The following is a 19,438-nucleotide window of genomic DNA, read 5'->3' as shown; positions in this document are numbered from 1 at the left end:
TATGAAAAAGTGTGATATATTAAAGGAGCCTATTCAAAAATACCAAAAAATGTGGCAATGGCTCCGTTCGCTACGTGCCTTGTGGTCAGAAAACCGCTCACCACAAGACTTTTAAAAAGATGTAGCGACTACGCTCATTGCTTCGGTGGCGTTCAAAAGGGAAAAACACCCTTTTTGAACAACCTTTAAAAGTAATTTACAGAAGAAGAGGAGTGTGTATATCATGAGTGAAGCAGCAGTAACATTGGATGGATGGTATTGCTTACATGATTTTCGGACAATGAATTGGCCGGCTTGGAAAACTCTTACTCAAGAAGAACGTAATGAAATTTTAGATGAATTCCATTCGATGATCGCTTCTTGGCAAGAAACAGAAGAACAAGAAAAAGGAAGTCATGCCCTCTATTCAATAGTCGGTCAAAAGGCTGACTTGATGATGATGATTTTACGTCCTACAATGGAAGAATTAAACGAAATCGAAACAGCTTTTAATAAATCAAAGCTAGCTGAGTTCACGATTCCAAGCTATTCGTACGTCTCGGTTGTTGAATTAAGCAATTATATGGCTGGCGATAGCATGGTGACCCTTATCAAAATCCTCATGTCCGTAGTAGACTATACCCGATTTTACCAAAGGCCAATCATATTTGCTTCTATCCAATGGACAAGCGCCGTGAAGGAAATGACAATTGGTATATGCTCCCGATGGAAGAGCGACGTTCCCTTATGAGAAGCCATGGCTTAATTGGCCGAAGCTACGCTGGTAAAGTGAAGCAAGTCATTACAGGTTCTGTCGGCTTTGACGATTGGGAATGGGGCGTGACATTATTCGCTGACGACGTTCTTCAATTTAAGAAGCTTGTTTACGAAATGCGCTTTGATGAAGTATCAGCTCGCTATGGAGAATTCGGCACTTTTTATGTCGGAAATCGATTAGATGTCGAGCGTCTACATACGTTTATGAACTAAACTATTCTCTATTTTGAATAAGTCCACTTAAACAGATAACGGTTTAAGTGGACTTTTTTGCATAAAGAAAAGAAGTCAGTCATATAGTGAAGTAACTGTACAGCCTGCGTCATATCCAACGTAGATTGACAACTTTTGAATGAGGGGTGAGTAGATGGCAGTTATCAAAACAAATTCAAATGATATTGATACACTTGCCCGTTTAATGAGAGCGGAAGCAGAAGGCGACGGCGAGATGGGAATGCTGACTGCAGGAAACGTTATGGTCAATCGCGTCCGAACACGCTGTCTTGATTTTGGAGATATTAACTCGGTTCAAGCGATGACCTTTCAATCACCAGGGGGGTTTGAAGCTGTCCAGAAGAGTTACTTTTACCAAAGTGCGCGGGAGCGAGATAGACGATTAGCTCAGCGGGTAGTCAACGGAGAGCGCTTTCGACCTGCCGAGAATTCATTATGGTTTTTTAGACCTGATGGCGCTTGTCCTGAACAGTGGTGGGGACAGTGGAACTCAGGTCGCTACAAAGCTCACTGCTTTTATTCACCATTAGCTTCAGAATGTCCAGATGTGTATCGTACTTATTAACTTTTCACGACAATGAATACTTAACAAAGGAGAGGTATACATGAGCCAACAATGGTATCAACAGCAAGGACAGCAGCCTATGCAAGCTCAAACTCAGCAAGGTCAGACTCAGCAAGGTCTACCAGGGCAACCAGGGGGAGTGCCTTATTTCTCATCTCAGCAATATCAAACTCCAGGCTTTGCTCAAGCACAGCAATTCCAACCATTAGGTGGAGCGGTTCCAGGGTATGCACAGCCTCAGCAAACACCAGGCATGCTACCGATTGAACAATCCTACATCGAAAACATTCTACGCCTCAACCGCGGGAAGGTAGCTAGCTTTTATATGACATATGAGAATAATGAGGAATGGAACGCGAAAATTTTCAGAGGCATTGTTGAAGAAGCAGGCCGGGATCATATTATTGTCAGTGAAGTTGATGGAAGTCATTATTATATTTTGCTAATGGTAAATCTTGATTACGTGGAGTTTGACGAGCCGATTGAATATGACTATCCTTTTGCTTACGGACCAGTTTTAACACAATACTCTCCACGTCCTGAATAAGAGCCTTTATGCGAAGAGACTGGGACAAAAGTATATGAACAACTACAGAGCGGTGCACATGAACCGCTCCTGAAATATACTTCGCTTTCCGTCGGAAGTCGGTGAACCTCCTCGTGCTACGCGAGGCCACTGAAAAAGTGCAATTTTCACTTTTTCAGTGGCCTCCTTTTCATCCCACAGAAGTCTGCGTATATTTCACCCGCTACGTTCTCTACATGCTCAGATTCCCAGCTAAACACTTTTGTTATACCCCAGCCTCTTAACCTATACGCATACCTATCATATGTATCGCAGTACGGCAATTCCTAATAAGACCCAGCCTACGATAAAAGCCAACCCACCAATAGGTGTAATCGCACCTAGCTTTGTGATCCCCGTTAGAGCCATGACATATAAACTACCTGAAAACAGGACAATCCCCACGACAAAGCTCCATCCTGCTCCTGTTAATACGCCACTCGTCATTTTCAACGCTAATAACCCTACTACAAGCAATCCAATACCATGAATCATATGATACTGCACACCCGTTTGGTAGTTCTTCATCATTCTCTCTGAGAGCTTCCCTTCTAACCCATGGGCACCGAACGCTCCAATGACAACAGATAACGCCATGATCATACTACCTAAGAACAAAAATAATTTCGCCATATTTCTATACACTCCTTCTTCTTTGCTCAAAGATTAAAGTGTCAAAAGATACCTTTTGACACTTATTTATTATGATTTCCATTTTATCAGATTTTTTTATTTACTAGAAACAAAGAAAGCATGGCACACGTCCAATATAACTTGGTAGGTGCCACACTATCGACTAGCCTCTCTCTTTCCAGCCTAATTTTTGATCATTTCACTCTCCTCAACAAACTCCCAATATTGTGTGTACGCTCCTTTAGCCAATACTTTCACATACGTACCTTCTTCTAAAATGGAACTAGTTGTAAAGGTGACACGTTTGCTCGTACCTTCCTCATTCGTACCCGTTAAACGATATTTATACCTACCATTATCCTCTTTTGGATCTTCATTTATTTCAACATACACATACTCTTTTGACATAAATGGGTTAAAACGATCTAGATCCTCACGCATAAATGCATATCCTAATAGCACAATACTTGCTAGTATAAGAACGATTAAAAATCTTTTCATTATGGTTTCCCCCAATCTAACTTTAAATTACTTTCTTCACAATTTGTCGATAATAGCTGACCGTGAATAAGGCGAACAGCAAATAAACCATTGCATATAAGACTATTCCTACCAGAGTAGGTACTAAAATACTTGAGCGCACTAAGATTGACGCAACTCTAATCGCAAAGACTGCATGGGAAATTCCAATTAAAAGAGGAATAATAAACACAAACAACTGTTTCAAGGCAATACCTTTCAATATGTCATTCACATTAAATCCAAGTTGTCGCAAAGTTTTATAATATCTTCTTTCCTGTTCAGCTTCAGTCATCTGTTTAAAGTACAAAATGCTGCCCATTGATATTAAAAAGACCAACCCTAGAAAAGCGGTAATAAAAATGAGGACTCCGAAAAATTGAAATGCTTCATTATAAACCGAATGGTAATCGGGCATATATACATCTTCTTCAACATACGGCATATACAGGAGAGAAGCTTCCTCTAGCTGATCCTTATCTTCAAATTGAAATGTATCAATCTGAAGAAATTCAATGTTATCCCTACCCTGCACCTCTTGCTTAAAATCATCAAATGTAGCTTGAGATACAACAAGTTGCATACCCAACAAATTGAAATTCATAATATTCTTCAATTCAAGATCAGAGACTGTCAAGGTCTCATCCTCAAACCCCACCTGTATCGGATAGCTATACACATTTTCTTCAATGATCGCTTGAGAATCATAATGAAAGGCTTCACCATAGGCTGGAATGTTAATCTCTAGACCGGCTTCCTGCAAGGGTTCTGCCGGAAATACCATTATGTTTCGTTGTACCACTTCCCACTGATTATCATGCTGAGTGAATTCACCAACAAACCTCATACCTTCCACTTGGTGATTATAAAAATCAATCCCTTCCTTATCAAGGTCGGTGAGGAATGATTCTGCTTCACTTTGCATATTTTCAAAAGCTATATCAAATGGCATCGATAAGCGGGTATCCTTTTCTACCGAATAATACAAAGAATATGACAATGAAACCATTGTAATGGTCATTGCTGACAACACTGTTATAATCGTTAGTGAATTGGCATCCCCTTTAATTCTGTGCATGAAAGGAGCAATAGATAAACTGTTAAATAACCCAAGGTTCCCTTTCTTACTTCTTCTATAGAGGTAGAGAGCCCAACCAATAGTCATTCGAAATATTAAATACGTCCCAAGTATTGTTGTAGCTAGAACGATGAGCATATAAGCAAACAAAGCATCTATGTTATCAACCATCTTTGTCGATAGATCATATCCAAAAGCTACAAGCGCCAATCCTACAAAGGCTAGGAAACCTGAAATAATAGGATGGATCGTCTTAGATTCATCTTTTTGATTTTCTGCATAAAATAATTCTTTTAATGTACTTCGAGAAACCTTGATCACTATTTGAATAACCGTGATCGCAATTAATATAGTAAAGATTAGCAGTGTTTGTCCAACAGCAAATATGGAAAAAGAAAGCTCGAAAACTTTATTCACCTCTAAAATACGCATAAGAATAATGAGAAAAAAACGAGATAACAGGACACCCACAACAATACCTACAATTAACGCACCTGCTCCTAGTACAATGTTTTCAACGATCAAGAGCCGACCTATCCAAAATTTCGAAAGGCCACTGATCTGATAAATCCCTAATTCTTTACTTCGACGTCTTAAAAAAATATCATTTGCATAAATGGTGAACACACCTGTAATGACCATTAATAAAATACCTGCAACTTGAAATGCACTAGAGAAACTAACACTACCAAAAGTCAATGTTACAATAGACGAATCATGTTGTAGAGTCGCAAAGATATAGTAGAGGCTAACACTGAAGATCATTGAGAAAAAATAAAGATAATACATCTTTAGATTTTTTCTCATGCTACGAATAACTAATCTATTCGTTGTCATTCTGGACTTCCTCCTCCAAGCACAGCTTGCACATCCATAATTTCTTTAAAAAACCCTACTCTTGTCTTGTTTCCTCGATATAACTCAGAGAATACTCTGCCGTCCTTTAAGAAAACAACCCGACTACAATAACTTGATGCGACTGGATCATGTGTCACCATAACAATGGATACATCACGCTTTTCATTGATATCATTCAAATTCTCTAGCAGCGCTGCGGCCGTTTTTGAATCCAATGCACCAGTAGGTTCATCAGCAAAGACGATCGAAGGTTTATGAATTAATGCACGTGCTGCAGATGTACGTTGCTTCTGTCCCCCAGAAATCTCCGAAGGATACTTATTCGCTACATTTGTTATTCCTAATATAGTAGCGATGTCATTAAATTCTCTTTGTGCCTCACTCGCACTTATAGGACTTAACGAAACAGGTAATAGAATGTTTTCCTTTACTGTTAACGTATCGAGTAAGTTATAATCTTGAAAGATAAACCCAAGGTGTTTGCGTCGAATATTTGCAAGCTGTTTATCCTTCAGCTTAGAAATATCGTCATCATTGATCAAAATAACGCCATCTGTCGCGCGATCAATGGTCGCTAATACATTCAGTAACGTTGTCTTGCCAGATCCAGACGGACCCATAATCCCGACGAATTCTCCTTTTGCCACACGAAGATTTACTCCCTGTAGCACTTGCTGAGCGCTCCCTTTAGATCCATACGACTTATACACATCCTGTGCATTTAGAACCGTCTTTGGCATCGTTGATTGATTCATGTAATCCCCCATTTCATCTTTATGTTGACAATTATAAACTTCTTACGTTTAATAAATCGCAAGCTTTAGGTGACATTTCACTAGACTAAAGTGATATTTTTGTCACATTCACCGCTACTCTAATTCGATTAAACAACCTTATACAAAAAAACAGTAGAAGTAACGACTCCTTCTACTGTTTTTTCTTATAGTCGATTTCGTCTAATCGATTCCATTTCATTTTCTTTTAAGAAAAGGATGTCCACCGCCGTTCCTTTACCGTATATTGAAGCTACCTTAAGTGTTATGTTCAACTTGTTCGCTACAGTTCGAGCTAAATACAACCCTAGACCAGTTGCAGCATTTTGTACTCTTCCATTTTCTCCGGTAAATCCCTTGTCAAAAATCCGAGGAAGATCATGTACCTGTATACCACGGCCTTCATCTTTAATCGTTACGAAAACCCTTCCCGTATCGCTTTCACCTATTGTAATAACGATATCCCCTCCATTTTGACTATATTTTATCGCATTGGTTAACAGCTGCCTTATAATGAATCGACACCACTTCCTATCAGTCAATACTCGCTGTTCTCCCTCTGCTTTCACTTCAACACCGATATCCTTTTCCATACACCAAGAAGCTAAATCACGTACTTCTTCCTTTAAAAGTGACTCAATCAAGACAAATTCCACGACATAATCAGATTCCAACGTAGGAAGCCTAGAAATATACAATTGCCTATCAATAAGTAGGTGCATCCGTAACCAATTCGTCTCAATCTTCTGAGCTAATTCATTGCTTCTATGTGCGTCAATGGTCATTTTCATCACTGTAAGAGGAGCTTTGACCTCATGAATCCACGAGGATAAGTAATCATTTTCTAGCAAATAGCTTTGTCTCAAATCAGTAAATTTCCTTCTGTAAAAACGATCTACTTCGCATAAAAGCTCATACACCATTTGATCTGGAAATCTATAAATATGCTCTGGCAAAGACTCGATCCAATCTGTATCAATTTCATCTATTAGTTTTCTTAATTTGCTAAAATAATCTGTCTCCCTTTTGAATCGCCAAATAAAAAAAAGGCAGAAGGAAACAAAAGTGATAAGATTTAAATATACGATAGAGGTTATACTTACCGTGATCCCCTGATCGAATAGGAGGAGTAGATTCGTCATCCCCCCTAGAATAACAAAGAAAAAAATCCAGCTTTTTTTGTAAACAAGATAGCGAAAAAGCATACTTCCTCCTATAACGTGATAGCCATATAACCTAGCCCTTTTTTTGTCACAACCGCTTCAGAAATGCCTAAAATAGACAATTTACTCCTTAAACGAGCCATATTAGCTGTGAGAGTATTGTCATTAATAAACTGATCATCCTCCCATAGCATTCTCATTAATTCATGTCTAGAAATAATTTGATGATTCGCTTTCACAAGTGTAGTAAGGATAAAAAACTCATTCTTAGTTAAATCTACTTCTTCCCCATCTTTCCTAATGACACCTCGCTTTAAGTCAATTAAGGCTTCATTCCATTCAAGCACATCATTTTCTCCTTCTTCATAAGCATATGCTCTCCGGAGAATAGCTTGAATCTTGGCTAATAAAACGTCCATGTTAAATGGCTTTTGGATATAATCATCTGCTCCCATATTCATCGCCATGACCATATCCATCGGATGATCCCTTGAAGATAGAAAAATAATCGGTACTTTTGAAACCGCACGAATTTCCCTGCACCAATGAAATCCATCATATTTAGGAAGTTGTATATCTAATATGACCAGTTGAGGTTTTTCTTTTATAAATGCATTCATGACCTGTTCGAAATCAACAGGACTAGACACATGTAAAGACCAATGACTTAATACTTCTTTTAATTCTTCCAAAAGATAATGGTCATCTTCAACAATTAGAATATTCATCCCTAATGAACCCCCTTCACAATATGACACTTTTATGAATAAACAGCATAAATATGATTGCTACATCCAGTTGCTCTAATAGACTCAGATGGCCTTCTCCCGTTATAATCATCTTAACTACTATCAAATAAGGAGCGAGCAAATGTCTAACATTAAGACACGTATGTATACATTAGATGATTTCGAAGCTTTACTTACTATTCAGAAGGAAGCCTTTCCTCCGCCATTCCCTGAAGAACTATGGTGGTCAAAGGAACAAATCACCGCACACATAAACACCTTTGCAGAAGGAGCTATCCTAGCTGAAATCGATGGGGTCATTGTCGGATCAGCGACATCAACATTAATTCATTACACAGGAAAGCCTCATACGTGGGAAGAAGTAGCCGATCAAGGAGACATTACAAATAGCTTTGACCCTAACGGTGATAGTCTCTATGGTATTGATTTATGCGTACGCCCTAGTTATCGCAGTAAAGGGATAGCTACGGCATTGTACGAAGCAAGAAAAGAGCTTGTGCGTCAAAATGGGTACAAACGATTTTTAGCCGGGTGCCGTATTCCAAATTACCACCAGTATGCCAACGAACTCGACGTACAAGCCTATATACAAGCCGTCCAAGCAGGGGAAGTCAAAGATTTAGTGCTTACCTTTATGATAAAACAAGGTTTGACTCCCCTTAAAGCTCTACCAAACTACATTGATGACGAGGAATCACGGCATTACGCTGTACTGGTTGAATGGAAAAATGACCAGCTCTAAAAATCAAGTAAATTGGATTTAGGAGACGTAGAAGAAGAAGATTCCATTGATGAAGCAGGAGACGCGACATGCGTTTGTGCGATAGACGGCTGCGATTGGAGAGGAGGCAATGGTTGCATAGGACGCGCAGAATCAGCATCCGTCCCCTTTAACAGCCGACAATAAGTTTCAATCACTATCGCTTTCTCCTTTACAATATTGGCTTGTCCATGTTCCGTTGCTCGTTTCAGAAGTGCTAATTCCTGCTCTAATTGTTCTACAATCTTCTTAGCTGATACATTCATAGGAAGGTCCTCTCTTTCACTCAATTCTCTTCATAGAATAACACAACTCTTTAAAGCTATAAAACACAAATAAGGATCAGGCATGTTCCTGACCCCTTGATGCAAAGATCGCCTTAATACCGGCAACATTCACCCCTTGTTTAATTAAAGCTTTTACTTCCAAGAGCTTCTCGATGTCCTCTAACGAAAACATCCGCTGGTTCCCATCATTTCGTACCGGCTTAACCAACCCTTGCTCTTCGTAATACCGAATTTGTCGGGCAGTTAAGTTGGTCATATCCATCACAACTCGGATGGGTAAACATGCTTGCTTGCGTGGAATTTCTGACTTCACTCCGCCCCCTCCTCCTGTCATTCATCCAATCATGTTGATCGGTGTTGGCGAGCTAAATACGTATATATTTCCTGCAACGTTTCATACCCTAGCTCTTTCGCAAACCGTATATTCTTTTGCCATAGCTTCGCAGTGACAAGTGCATCTTCCATTGCATGGTGGCGTACGTGAATTGGAATTTGATAATGACGACAACATTCATCTAATGTCACCAGCTTTAACGAAGGATGGACGACCTTCGTTAAAAAAGATGTATCCAAAATTCGATGGACAAAGGTCGTACGTAACAATTGCCAAGTAGCGTGCGACATAAAACGCTTTTCATGACTAGCGTGGTGAGCAACCAATGTCGATTTGCCTATATATTCATAAAATGTAGGCAACACATGAGACAACGGTTTCGAATCGTTCAACTCCTCTTTCGTTAACCCTGTTAATCGAAGGACATCTTCCGGAGGATTTTCACTATACACCGTTGAGTAGAATGTTTCCTTCTCAAGGATTTCATCCCCCTTCATTTTAACAGCACCAATTGATAAGATACTGTCTCCTTTATCAGGCGAAAAGCCACTCGTCTCAAAATCAAAGATGACAAATGGCAGTTCAGAAAGAGGGCGCTCTAACACATCGTCTTTTTTCAACTCTCGCTGTATTTGTCGTAATTGTGAATGCCTTGCAGCAGCGGATTGCTGCTGCAAGGACGTATACACGCTTGGACTTAATTTGCCAGATAGTTGCTTCACTAGTTGAACCATGTTGTTCATCATGTCCATTCACCCTCTTTAAATGCCCTTTCGATTTCTCGATACAATTGGTGACCTTCTTTAACCCATTTCTTCAATAGCTTTTGATCCTCTGCACGTATATCCTTCAAAGATACATGATGCACACGATCATATTCCTTCACATGTTTTGTCCACTCGATTCTTTTTTCTAGTAGCCTTTCATACGATTTCTGCTTATTCTTAATCGCTTGATGAATTTGGGGCAACTGCTCAAACCGTTCAAGAGTCGAAGGTTCATAAATCTGATGCTTCAAAGCAAGTAATCGCATTCCATTCACATAAGGGAAAAGGACAATTTGCTTTAAGTCAAACATCCCTTGATGCTTCCCTTTCGTTTCGACTAGCAATTGATTGAATAATCCAGTTCCTTTACGAAGTCGCCCCGTATTTTCCGTAAATCGTTTTAACAGAAATGGGTGCTCTTCAACATAAGAAAAAAGATAACTCTTCAATGCATGTAACAACTTCTCTTCACCGATTAATACACGGGAGTCAAAGAAGGTAAGCGTATACCTGAGTGATTCCCATTTATTCTCCTTCAGCCAACCATTCAATTGAATCTTCCATTCATCAAGCGACATACACCATTTTCTATTTGAGGCCATCACATGGCCATCACACGGCTCATACCCTACTTGACTAAGCGCATCAACGATGTTTCGGCCTAGCCGGACAAAATAATCTCGATGCCACTCACTCTCTCCTTCATAAATGATGCCATGATCCTGATCACTCCAAAAGGCTTGTTCTAGCCTTGCTCCACTGCCCATAAGAAAGAACGTAAAGTGAGTGGGACTCTCTCCCCACTCACCTTCTGTCCTTTTAAGAGCGAGACAGACCGCTTTTTTCATAATCAAATCATGACTTCGTTGTAAAGAAGCTGAGGTATGTGTGTGATCATGGATAACCTTCATTCGTTCATCAAGAAGCTCTTTCAAATGCTGATCCCATTCACGTTGTAAACCCTCAGACATCTCATTCATCATTACGCGCCTGTGTTCGTACCTTGACCAGGCATATTTTCTGGGTAACCGTAGCTACCATGCTCACTTAAGTCAAGACCGACAATCTCTTCCTCTTCCGATACGCGTAATCCACCCGTAATCGCTCCAGTAACCTTAAGTAGAATGTAAGAAGCAACGAATGCGAATAGACCACAAGCTACAACACTGACAATTTGTACGCCTAATTGTGTGAAGCCACCACCATAGAATAAACCAGCGCGACCACCAACCATATCAGCTAACTCCTGAGTAGCAAAGAAACCTGTTGAAATCGTACCCCAAATACCTGCAACACCGTGGACAGATAAGGCAAAGATCGGATCGTCAATTTTTGCTTTATCAAAGAATCTCATGCTTGCATAAACGATTAGACCTGCAATTAAACCAATGACAACAGCTGCCCAAGGAGCAACGAACGCACACGATGCTGTAATCGCAACTAAGCCTGCTAATGCACCATTTAACATTGTAGGTACATCTGCCTTACCAGATACAGCCCATACGATGAACATCGCTGCAACCGCACCAGCACCTGCTGCTAACTGTGTATTAAGCGCTACATAACCGAAGAATGCATCGGCAACTTCTAACGTACTACCTGCGTTAAATCCAAACCAACCTACCCAAAGAATCATGACACCTAATGCTGTGTATACTTGGTTGTGCCCAGCTAAATCATTCGAAGATCCATCTTTGTTAAATTTACCAAGACGCGGCTTCAATAGAATTGTAGCTGCCAATGCTGCCATCGCACCCGTTAAGTGAACAACTGTCGAACCAGCAAAATCTTGCTTACCAAGCTCTGCTAACCAGCCATCTCCCCAAATCCAGTGTGAAACGATCGGATACACGAACGCTGAGAATAAAACTGCAAAGATAATATAAACAGATAATTTCGCACGCTCAGCAAACCCACCAAACGCAATCGTTAAAGCGATCGCCGCAAACATCATTTGGAAGAAGAAATCGACTGAACCAACTAACCCTTCCTCAGCTGTTGAGTAATCACCATAGAAGAAATCAGATAAACCAATGAATAAGTTCCCTTCACCGTAGGCAAAGCCCCAACCTACTGCCCAATAAACAAGTGATGCGATCCCAACTGTAAAGATCGTCTTACCAGCGATGTGACCCGCATTTTTCATTCGAGTCGAGCCTGCTTCTAGTAAAATAAAGCCCCCTTGCATGAATAAAACTAAAACTGCACAAATCATGATCCATAAATTATCCATAAGTGCTATTTCTGGCATGATATTCTCTCCTCTCAAAATTAAAAACGAGTCAGCGTTAAAGAAGCTAACATCATTTGTTAACTCTTATTATACGTACCTGACATATCGCTTCTACAATGTTGTCAGTTTATCTGACACAGTAATTCGATTTGAAGAGATTTCCCACTTACATACGTTTCATTTCTATCATGATTTACTTAGAGTAGAGGAAACAATGCTATAATACAGTGTCCTCATTTGCGGCATTTCGCAATGTATTGATTTTCGTCACTTCAAGCATAGAATTAAGGCCAATAAAATTAAGGAAATCTTAAGATTTAACAGCAGTAAATATTAAGGTTTGATGTTTACGATAAAGACACTTCATTAGTAAGCAATGACAGAAAAAATAGCCGGGAGGAGGAAAACGATGAATTCATTTACCATTTTAGTCGTTGATGACGACAAAGAAATTCGAAATGCTATTGAAATCTATTTAAAAAACGAAGGTATTAAGGTCGTTCAGGCTCAGGACGGAATTGAAGCGTTAGAAACATTAAATGAGCACACGATACACTTAATCGTACTAGACGTCATGATGCCACGGCTTGATGGGATTGCAACAACATTTAAAATTAGAGAACAGAAGAATATCCCTATTATTATCTTGAGTGCAAAAGGTGAAGATACGGATAAAATCCTAGGCTTGCAAGTTGGCGCTGATGATTATGTGACAAAGCCCTTTAACCCCCTCGAATTAATCGCTCGAGTAAAATCACAACTAAGGAGATATGTCACCCTTGGTACATATGAAGGAACAAATAAAGTGATTGATTTATCTGGATTAACACTCGATCCAGAGGCCAAGGAAGTGAAAGCGCATGGAGAAGTCGTCAAACTAACACCAATTGAATTTAAAATTGTTGAATTATTAATGAGAAATGCGGGACGTGTATTTTCGATTAACGACATTTACGAACGAGTGTGGAACGAACCGAGCTATAATGCCGAGAATACGGTCGCCGTTCATATTCGAAAGATACGAGAAAAAATCGAAATCGATCCGAAAAATCCAAGGTATTTAAAGGTGGTATGGGGAATTGGATACAAAATGGAAAAATAGGTTACTTGTCGCTAGCTGGCTTCTTTTACTCACTTTTGGCCTTAATGGTGTCGTCATTCTGTTTTCACATGGACCTTATTATGTGAAGAATTTTTTTCATACAGCAGAATTCGAGCATCAGTTTGAAGAATTCATTACTAAACTTAGTATATATGAATTAAATCAATTGCCAAAAGAGCAAGTGAAAGCCCTCATTACAGTAACGAATGATGAAATAGAAGAGTATCGTTATCGCTATGGAGATCTTTCTACGCAACTCGCTAGTATACATGATCAATACGAGAGCCGAATTACAGAGGCACTTGACAACGACAACCAAACCGTAGCAGATGCATTGATAGAGGAAAGAGAAAAAAAAATAGAGGATATCTCTAGCAATTTCTCAAATGATGATTACGTTCGGGAAAAGATTATTAAAGAAAAGGAACAAATCATTGATGACTATTATCGACAATTAGAAAACAATCGCTCTGAATTTGACAACCTATCATCTAGCTTTCACTATTATTTAACCGATATTCAGTCAGGGGAAGTGTTTACGAATGTTGAGTTAGTTCCTGATGAAATGAACCGCTTCTTTAATGCGAATGATATGCATTATATCGAACATTACCCTTCATCTAATAATCGTTATTTATCTACGACAAATTATAGTATAGCAGATGTATATTACGATATCGATATAAGTGTTATAGAACTACCAAATCGAGAATTCGAAGGAAAAATTGCCGTCCCTCAATCACTACAAAGCAATAGTATCATACAGTCCCATTTTGAAAGCTACCAAAAATGGAGAATGTATTATTTAACACTGGGAGCACTAGGATTTTCAGCTTTATTTTCTGCTTTTTTTATGTATCGAAGACGGAATCCTATTCATTCCATCGACCTATCTCGCCTAAAAGGTATCATGATCGCTTGCCAATCGATATTCAATTATTATTATTTGGATTTTTTGCGATCGTAGCCGCTAGTAGTATTACTCAAACCATTTTCTTACCTTATGACTTAATGAATCAACTCTATTCGTTTCTGTCGAGAGGGATAAAATATTTATTGCTAAACACTTTTTTTATAGCAGGTACACTCGTTCAAGCTGTCTTACTAAAAGATTTTATGAAAGATCCATTTAAAAGAAACGAAAAATGGGAAAAAGCATTACTATATAGAGGCTGGTTAACGTTACAAGAAGCTTTTGCCAACAGACACCTTACAACAAAAATTATTCTCTTACTTGCGATTACGTTCGGGTTTGGATTGGCATTCTCACTTGTGTTTTTTGAGCCCATCTTTATCATTCCATATGGGATCGGTTTTGTTATCATTGGTGTACCAGTGCTCTTTCTACTATTTAAACAAATTGGTTTCTTTAATCGAATTGTGAAGCATACTGAGGAGCTCGCAAATGGCCGGCTTGAAGCCAACCTTCCTGAAAAAGGGAAATCGATGCTGGCTAAGCATGCGCAACACATTAATATCCTTAAATCTGGTGTGAAAACGTCCCAACGAGAGCAAGCCAAAAGTGAACGTTTAAAAACCGAGCTGATTTCTAATGTCAGTCATGATTTGCGTACACCCCTTACTTCAATTATCACGTATGTTGAATTATTAAAATCGGCTGATCTTAATAAGGATGATCGTGATGCATACACTGAAATAATTGATCGCAAATCGAAACGATTAAAGGTGTTAATCGATGATTTATTTGAAGCATCTAAAATGGCCAGTGGAAATATCGAATTAGTAAAGAAACAGGTCGACCTTGTTCAACTACTTCAGCAGGCTCTTGCGGAATATAATGAGGCTATGAATGAATCAAATCTGCAGTTCCGTATTTCTACACCAGATACACCGATTTATGCAAATGTTGACGGTCAGAAAATATGGAGAATGTTCGATAATTTAATCGGTAATATTTTTAACTATTCACTTGAGCATACTAGAGTGTATATTTCAATTGAACAAAAAAAGGATACTGCCATGATCATTTTTAAAAATGTCACAAAATATGAATTAGGTGGAAGTGTCGATGAACTGTTCGAACGCTTTAAACGAGGGGATACGTCCCGACATACAGAAGGGTCTGGTCTTGGGCTAGCTATCGCTAAGTCTATTGTTGATTTGCACGGAGGTCAATTAGACATTGAGGTTGATGGAGATCTCTTTAAAGTTATTGTTGTCATTTAAGAAAAACGCGACAGTGCCTTTTCTTAATTGCGTTGTGTGAAGCCGTTACAACGTGTTTAAATGGTTTATGAAAGCGGAATTCTTTCCTAAATGGGGGAAACGAGTGAGGCCGACGAATTCTGCGAATATCCTTGTATCCAATTACAAAATTGCTTCTAAGTGAGAAGGATGAGTTCGATTAGAGAAAGAAAACCATATACAGTCTGACCCTGCCTCCACTGTCCGAGGCCACTGAAAAGTGAAAATCGCACTTTTTCAGTGGCCTTCTCCTTTCCATTGGAGAGACTAAGAAAGCGCACAAAAACAAAGGGAACCCACATTCCTCTAAATCGGGGAAACTCCACTTCCTAAGAAGAAAAGGAATCCTCCTTCCGCTATTCGGGCTAAATGAGGCCAAAATGAGGAATAAAAGCCAAAATAGAGGAACAAGGAACCGTATCGACATCAAAAAGGGAAATAAAGCAGAAATAGAGGAATGAGGAACCGTATACAGCACGTAACCTTTGCTCCCAGTCTCCGTCTACCATCTCCAGTCCATCAGAGAGAGAAACTTATACATTCTGATTCTATAAGAAGAACTACATAGCAACCTTTTTTAATCGGACACCCTTTTCCATCTATTCACTTGGCATTTCCCACTTAATCTCCTCTTCTCCACGTGCCACTAATAATTGATTGACCTTTGAGAAAGGCTTACTTCCAAAGAAGCCTCTTCTAGCAGACAATGGACTAGGATGAGGAGCTATTAACACATCGTGATGTGGTGCAATAATCGCTTGCTTCGTCGCAGCTGATTTCCCCCATAGTACATAGATGACCGGCACTTCTCTGTTATTAAAGGATTGAATAATCGCATCGGTCAACCTTTCCCATCCTTTCCCTTGATGAGATTGAGGCTCTCCCTCTCTAACTGTTAGGACGGTATTCAATAGTAGGACACCCTGCTGCGCCCAATGAGTCAAATCTCCTTTACTAGGCGCTGAACATCCAACATCTGCTTCTAATTCTTTGAAAATATTTCGCAGTGACGGCGGTAGCTTAACACCGTTTCGTACAGAAAAGCTCAAGCCATGTGCTTGACCTGGTTGATGATAGGGGTCCTGTCCTAAAATGACTACCTTCGTTTCATGATAAGCTGTTTGCTTCAACGCTTGAAATAGATCATTAGCGTTCGGATAGACGGTATGGTTTTCGTACTCTTGCTGTAGAAACATTTGCAATTCGTTCATATAAGGCTTCCTCAGCTCTTCGGCCAATACGTCACGCCAATCATTATGAACATCCACCCATTTATTCATGTAACGTCCATCCCTTTTGATTTAAATGCTTTTCTAACGCCGAAACCGTCATTACCTCCGTTGAACGAAAGTGAGCATCTGCTTCTTTTAAATACTCATAATTACCAACACCAACCGCATACATATCTGTTTGGAGAATCGCTTTTAACCCAGGTGCTCCGTCTTCAATGGCGACACACTCATCCGGTGTTACACCTGCTAACTCGGCCGCCTTTAAAAAAATTTCCGGATCAGGCTTACCACGCTTTAACGTTGTCACATCGACAATGTCTTTGAAGTAGTCTTTTAGCTTCAACTGCGTTAGCACAAAAGGGGCATTTCGGCTTGCTGAAGCGACAATCAATGGAAGACCAAGCTCACTTAACTGCTCGATAAAGCTACGAATACCAGGCTGTGCGTCATCGGCTGTCAGCTTTTCCAATAAAGAACGATAATGTTTATTTTTTTGCTCACATAATTGTTCAAATTCTTCCTGCGTGATCTTTTTTGTAGATGCTGCTACAATTTCTTTTACGGTATCCGTACGACTTAAGCCTTGCATGCTCATATTCCATTCATGGCTATACTCTATCCCTAGCTGATCCGCTACACGTTTATTCACAATATAATGAAGCGGAATCGTATTTGAAATCACTCCGTCCATATCAAATATAACTGCCTTTATCTTCTTCATTTTCTACTCCTTTTTTCAAGTCATTCTTATCGTCATTTACTTATTATTTGTGTACAATAGTTTCAGCAAGAGCGCCTTAACTATATTACGCAGAACTACTACACCCTTTTCATATTGCGGAAAAATACGAAACCCATACTTTGACGGGTCGTTCACGAGAGGACAAATACATCATGACACAATCTGATTACAAAACAGGTATACTCGCAGCAACCTTCGCCTATATTTTATGGGGGATTCTCCCACTTTACTGGAAGCTACTTGAACCCGTTTCAGCAGCAGAAGTACTAGCACACCGAATCATTTGGTCCCTTCTCTTCATGCTCCTTATCTTAACATGGAAACGACAATTACGAGTAGGCCTAACCGAATTAAAGCGTATTTTCTCAAACTGGAAACCCGCAATCGGGATGATACTCGCTTCATGCTTCATTTCATTGAACTGGTTTGTATTTATTTGGGCTGTTAGCCATGATCGTGTCATCGAAGCAAGTCTCGGCTACTATATTAATCCTTTATTAAATGTCATTCTTTCCTTTCTATTTCTAAAGGAGCGTTTTACTCGTTATCAAATGTTCGCCATCGGATTTGCTTTTATCGGCGTCACGATTATGACAAGCTATTATGGTGTTGTTCCATGGGTGGCCTTTGTGCTTGCTTTATCGTTTGGAATCTACGGTCTAATGAAGAAGCTCGTTCAAGTTGGAGCAATGGTCGGACTGACGATCGAGACGCTCTTAATGACGCCTTTTGCCCTTATATTCATCATATGGCTTTATCGTCAACCGACGTATACACAAGCTTTCACAATGGAAAATCTAACAATGAGTGGACTGTTAATAGGGGCAGGAGCAGTTACAGCGATCCCTTTATTACTTTTCGCGATAGGAGCAAGGAGAATTTCGTTATCTCTCATTGGTTTTTTACAATATATCGGACCGACGATTATGCTCTTTCTCGGTATTTCCCTTTATAACGAACCGTTTAGCCTTGTTCAATTTATTTCTTTTATCTTCATATGGATTGGTTTGTTTATTTTCACAATATCGAAGGTTAAGCCATCACCCAAAAATATAGTACAAACTCAAAATGCGCAGTAGCTTAAGTCCAAAGGTTATTATAGAAATGTTCGCTGATAAGTAGAGTATAAAAGAGTATCTTCATACAATTGGTACGGAAGAATAAGGGAGACCCCACCATAAACATTCTCAACTTCAAAAGAACAAAACCTACATAGCCCATTCTATGTAGGTTTTGTTCTTTCTCAAGATATTTTCACTAATCTCCCGTTATCCATTTCGCAAACTGTTTCACATAGGGCTTCAATATCCTCTGCATAATGAGAGGATAAGATAATGGTGATTCCTTCCTTGTTTAATTTTTTAAATAGCTCCCGCATTTCTAAAACGCCATTTTTGTCTAAACCATTCATAGGTTCGTCTAAAATTAATAATTTTGGTTTTTCCATAATAGCTTGGGCAATTCCGAGTCTATGGCGCATACCTAACGAATATTTGCTAACATGCTTTTTACTATTAGGATCTAATCCAACTAATTGAATCGTATGACGAATTTCATCATCCGAGATTTTCTTTTTAATAGAGGCCAAAAGCTTTAGGTTTTTAAATCCGCTTAACGAACCTATAAAGCCAGGTTCTTCTATAATTAAACCAATATCCTGGGGTGCATGAGTCTTGACTTTTTTTTCATCAACGACAATTTCTCCAGAATCAAGCTTCATAAACCCACAAATCGCTTTGAACAGAACGGTTTTTCCCGACCCATTTCTACCAATAATCCCGTGAACTTTACCTTTTTCAAAATTAACGGAAACTTGATTCAATGCAGTAGTTTCTTTAAATTTTTTTGTCGCCATTTTTACTTCAACCATATGGTCAGTCATT

20 protein-coding genes and 2 pseudogenes are annotated in these 19,438 nt (G+C 39.3%); 8 read left to right on the top strand and 14 right to left on the bottom strand.

Annotated elements, in window-relative coordinates; all coding sequences use genetic code 11:
• Positions 1–223 precede the first annotated feature (223 nt).
• The 3 genes and pseudogenes from hemQ to gerQ all read left to right on the top strand — a co-directional run bounded on the left by hemQ (position 224) and on the right by gerQ (position 2,102).
• A pseudogene (gene hemQ / locus JCM9152_RS05205) lies at positions 224–969 on the top strand (hydrogen peroxide-dependent heme synthase).
• A 154-nt stretch (positions 970–1,123) separates the two neighbouring features.
• Positions 1,124–1,555: a cell wall hydrolase gene (locus JCM9152_RS05200; RefSeq protein WP_035341672.1), complete on the top strand. Its 432-nt coding sequence runs from the start codon at positions 1,124–1,126 to the stop codon at positions 1,553–1,555.
• A gap of 40 nt (positions 1,556–1,595) precedes the next feature.
• A complete protein-coding gene (gene gerQ / locus JCM9152_RS21760; protein WP_081727898.1) occupies positions 1,596–2,102 on the top strand; it encodes a spore coat protein GerQ in 507 nt (168 codons plus the stop codon).
• 279 nt (positions 2,103–2,381) lie between these two features.
• Here gerQ and JCM9152_RS05190 read toward each other — a convergent pair whose 3' ends face one another.
• From JCM9152_RS05190 to JCM9152_RS05165, 6 genes are all read right to left on the bottom strand, one after another.
• Positions 2,382–2,753 carry a DUF423 domain-containing protein gene (locus tag JCM9152_RS05190; RefSeq protein ID WP_035341670.1) on the bottom strand — a complete coding sequence of 124 codons (372 nt, stop codon included), beginning with the start codon at positions 2,751–2,753 and terminating at the stop codon, positions 2,382–2,384.
• A gap of 183 nt (positions 2,754–2,936) precedes the next feature.
• The gene (locus JCM9152_RS05185) at positions 2,937–3,254 is read right to left on the bottom strand and encodes a YxeA family protein (protein WP_035341668.1); all 318 of its coding nucleotides are present in this window, start codon (positions 3,252–3,254) and stop codon (positions 2,937–2,939) included.
• Positions 3,255–3,276: 22 nt separating this feature from the next.
• Positions 3,277–5,187, bottom strand: coding sequence for an FtsX-like permease family protein (locus tag JCM9152_RS05180; protein ID WP_035341666.1), 1,911 nt, complete (start codon positions 5,185–5,187; stop codon positions 3,277–3,279).
• The gene (locus JCM9152_RS05175; RefSeq protein WP_035341664.1) at positions 5,184–5,963 is read right to left on the bottom strand and encodes an ABC transporter ATP-binding protein; all 780 of its coding nucleotides are present in this window, start codon (positions 5,961–5,963) and stop codon (positions 5,184–5,186) included. The genes JCM9152_RS05180 and JCM9152_RS05175 overlap by 4 nt, the downstream gene beginning before the upstream one ends.
• Before the next feature lie 185 nt (positions 5,964–6,148).
• A complete protein-coding gene (locus JCM9152_RS05170; protein ID WP_035341662.1) occupies positions 6,149–7,186 on the bottom strand; it encodes a sensor histidine kinase in 1,038 nt (345 codons plus the stop codon).
• A gap of 8 nt (positions 7,187–7,194) precedes the next feature.
• Complete coding sequence (locus tag JCM9152_RS05165) at positions 7,195–7,872, bottom strand: response regulator transcription factor (RefSeq protein ID WP_035341660.1); 678 nt, start codon at positions 7,870–7,872, stop codon at positions 7,195–7,197.
• 142 nt (positions 7,873–8,014) lie between these two features.
• Between JCM9152_RS05165 and JCM9152_RS05160 the strand changes: the two genes are divergently transcribed.
• Positions 8,015–8,635: a GNAT family N-acetyltransferase gene (locus JCM9152_RS05160; protein ID WP_035341658.1), complete on the top strand. Its 621-nt coding sequence runs from the start codon at positions 8,015–8,017 to the stop codon at positions 8,633–8,635.
• On the opposite strand, the gene JCM9152_RS05155 is transcribed toward JCM9152_RS05160, so the two are convergent.
• The 5 genes and pseudogenes from JCM9152_RS05155 to JCM9152_RS05135 form a co-directional block, all read right to left on the bottom strand.
• Entirely contained in the window at positions 8,632–8,919 is a 288-nt protein-coding gene (locus JCM9152_RS05155) for a DUF5327 family protein (RefSeq protein ID WP_035341656.1), read from the bottom strand. The genes JCM9152_RS05160 and JCM9152_RS05155 overlap by 4 nt on opposite strands.
• A gap of 94 nt (positions 8,920–9,013) precedes the next feature.
• Positions 9,014–9,253, bottom strand: a pseudogene (locus tag JCM9152_RS05150) (MerR family transcriptional regulator); the annotation flags it as partial.
• Between the two features lie 29 nt (positions 9,254–9,282).
• On the bottom strand, positions 9,283–10,020 hold the full coding sequence (locus JCM9152_RS05145; protein WP_052015610.1) for an exonuclease domain-containing protein: 738 nt from the start codon (positions 10,018–10,020) through the stop codon (positions 9,283–9,285).
• Entirely contained in the window at positions 10,017–11,012 is a 996-nt protein-coding gene (locus tag JCM9152_RS05140) for a DUF294 nucleotidyltransferase-like domain-containing protein (RefSeq protein ID WP_158318424.1), read from the bottom strand. Before JCM9152_RS05140 ends, JCM9152_RS05145 begins: the two co-directional genes overlap by 4 nt.
• 11 nt (positions 11,013–11,023) lie before the next feature.
• The gene (locus tag JCM9152_RS05135) at positions 11,024–12,292 is read right to left on the bottom strand and encodes an ammonium transporter (protein ID WP_035341652.1); all 1,269 of its coding nucleotides are present in this window, start codon (positions 12,290–12,292) and stop codon (positions 11,024–11,026) included.
• 391 nt (positions 12,293–12,683) lie between these two features.
• Here JCM9152_RS05135 and JCM9152_RS05130 point away from each other — a divergent pair, with 391 nt between their 5' ends.
• Genes JCM9152_RS05130 through JCM9152_RS23145 form a run of 3 tightly spaced genes read left to right on the top strand, consistent with a single transcriptional unit; the run spans position 12,684 to position 15,563 of the window.
• Complete coding sequence (locus JCM9152_RS05130) at positions 12,684–13,376, top strand: response regulator transcription factor (RefSeq protein WP_035341650.1); 693 nt, start codon at positions 12,684–12,686, stop codon at positions 13,374–13,376.
• Positions 13,354–14,343 carry a hypothetical protein gene (locus tag JCM9152_RS23150; protein WP_052015607.1) on the top strand — a complete coding sequence of 330 codons (990 nt, stop codon included), beginning with the start codon at positions 13,354–13,356 and terminating at the stop codon, positions 14,341–14,343. The genes JCM9152_RS05130 and JCM9152_RS23150 overlap by 23 nt, the downstream gene beginning before the upstream one ends.
• On the top strand, positions 14,295–15,563 hold the full coding sequence (locus JCM9152_RS23145) for a sensor histidine kinase (protein WP_052015606.1): 1,269 nt from the start codon (positions 14,295–14,297) through the stop codon (positions 15,561–15,563). The genes JCM9152_RS23150 and JCM9152_RS23145 overlap by 49 nt, the downstream gene beginning before the upstream one ends.
• A 617-nt stretch (positions 15,564–16,180) precedes the next feature.
• On the opposite strand, the gene JCM9152_RS05115 is transcribed toward JCM9152_RS23145, so the two are convergent.
• Both JCM9152_RS05115 and pgmB read right to left on the bottom strand, forming a co-directional pair.
• Complete coding sequence (locus JCM9152_RS05115) at positions 16,181–16,861, bottom strand: uracil-DNA glycosylase (RefSeq protein WP_035341646.1); 681 nt, start codon at positions 16,859–16,861, stop codon at positions 16,181–16,183.
• Positions 16,854–17,534, bottom strand: a complete 681-nt coding sequence (gene pgmB / locus JCM9152_RS05110; RefSeq protein WP_035341644.1) for a beta-phosphoglucomutase — start codon at positions 17,532–17,534, stop codon at positions 16,854–16,856. The genes JCM9152_RS05115 and pgmB overlap by 8 nt, the downstream gene beginning before the upstream one ends.
• A gap of 173 nt (positions 17,535–17,707) precedes the next feature.
• On the opposite strand from pgmB, the gene rarD reads away from it, so the two are divergent.
• Positions 17,708–18,634, top strand: coding sequence for an EamA family transporter RarD (gene rarD / locus JCM9152_RS05105; protein ID WP_035341642.1), 927 nt, complete (start codon positions 17,708–17,710; stop codon positions 18,632–18,634).
• A gap of 164 nt (positions 18,635–18,798) precedes the next feature.
• On the opposite strand, the gene JCM9152_RS05100 is transcribed toward rarD, so the two are convergent.
• Positions 18,799–19,437 (bottom strand): ABC transporter ATP-binding protein, encoded by a 639-nt coding sequence (locus tag JCM9152_RS05100; protein ID WP_035341640.1) that lies wholly within the window; start codon positions 19,435–19,437, stop codon positions 18,799–18,801.
• Position 19,438: the final 1 nt, after the last annotated feature.

The sequence above is a fragment of the Halalkalibacter hemicellulosilyticusJCM 9152 genome (assembly GCF_000513115.1).
Taxonomy (GTDB): domain Bacteria; phylum Bacillota; class Bacilli; order Bacillales; family Bacillaceae_D; genus Halalkalibacter; species Halalkalibacter hemicellulosilyticus.
The sequence above is the reverse complement of the archived record's forward strand: the minus strand, read 5'-3'. Positions and strand labels throughout refer to the sequence as shown.

Bases quoted from the DNA above. Each gene is read 5' to 3' on its own strand.
- JCM9152_RS05185 (WP_035341668.1), bottom strand. From the start codon at position 3,254: ATGAAAAGATTTTTAATCGTTCTTATACTAGCAAGTATTGTGCTATTA.
- JCM9152_RS05200 (WP_035341672.1), top strand. From the start codon at position 1,124: ATGGCAGTTATCAAAACAAATTCAAATGATATTGATACACTTGCCCGT.
- JCM9152_RS05190 (WP_035341670.1), bottom strand. From the start codon at position 2,753: ATGGCGAAATTATTTTTGTTCTTAGGTAGTATGATCATGGCGTTATCT.
- JCM9152_RS05160 (WP_035341658.1), top strand. From the start codon at position 8,015: ATGTCTAACATTAAGACACGTATGTATACATTAGATGATTTCGAAGCT.
- rarD (WP_035341642.1), top strand. From the start codon at position 17,708: ATGACACAATCTGATTACAAAACAGGTATACTCGCAGCAACCTTCGCC.
- JCM9152_RS05130 (WP_035341650.1), top strand. From the start codon at position 12,684: ATGAATTCATTTACCATTTTAGTCGTTGATGACGACAAAGAAATTCGA.
- gerQ (WP_081727898.1), top strand. From the start codon at position 1,596: ATGAGCCAACAATGGTATCAACAGCAAGGACAGCAGCCTATGCAAGCT.
- JCM9152_RS05170 (WP_035341662.1), bottom strand. From the start codon at position 7,186: ATGCTTTTTCGCTATCTTGTTTACAAAAAAAGCTGGATTTTTTTCTTT.
- JCM9152_RS05145 (WP_052015610.1), bottom strand. From the start codon at position 10,020: ATGATGAACAACATGGTTCAACTAGTGAAGCAACTATCTGGCAAATTA.
- JCM9152_RS05175 (WP_035341664.1), bottom strand. From the start codon at position 5,963: ATGAATCAATCAACGATGCCAAAGACGGTTCTAAATGCACAGGATGTG.
- JCM9152_RS05165 (WP_035341660.1), bottom strand. From the start codon at position 7,872: ATGAATATTCTAATTGTTGAAGATGACCATTATCTTTTGGAAGAATTA.
- JCM9152_RS05115 (WP_035341646.1), bottom strand. From the start codon at position 16,861: ATGAATAAATGGGTGGATGTTCATAATGATTGGCGTGACGTATTGGCC.
- pgmB (WP_035341644.1), bottom strand. From the start codon at position 17,534: ATGAAGAAGATAAAGGCAGTTATATTTGATATGGACGGAGTGATTTCA.
- JCM9152_RS05155 (WP_035341656.1), bottom strand. From the start codon at position 8,919: ATGAATGTATCAGCTAAGAAGATTGTAGAACAATTAGAGCAGGAATTA.
- JCM9152_RS05100 (WP_035341640.1), bottom strand. From the start codon at position 19,437: ATGACTGACCATATGGTTGAAGTAAAAATGGCGACAAAAAAATTTAAA.
- JCM9152_RS05140 (WP_158318424.1), bottom strand. From the start codon at position 11,012: ATGTCTGAGGGTTTACAACGTGAATGGGATCAGCATTTGAAAGAGCTT.
- JCM9152_RS05135 (WP_035341652.1), bottom strand. From the start codon at position 12,292: ATGCCAGAAATAGCACTTATGGATAATTTATGGATCATGATTTGTGCA.
- JCM9152_RS05180 (WP_035341666.1), bottom strand. From the start codon at position 5,187: ATGACAACGAATAGATTAGTTATTCGTAGCATGAGAAAAAATCTAAAG.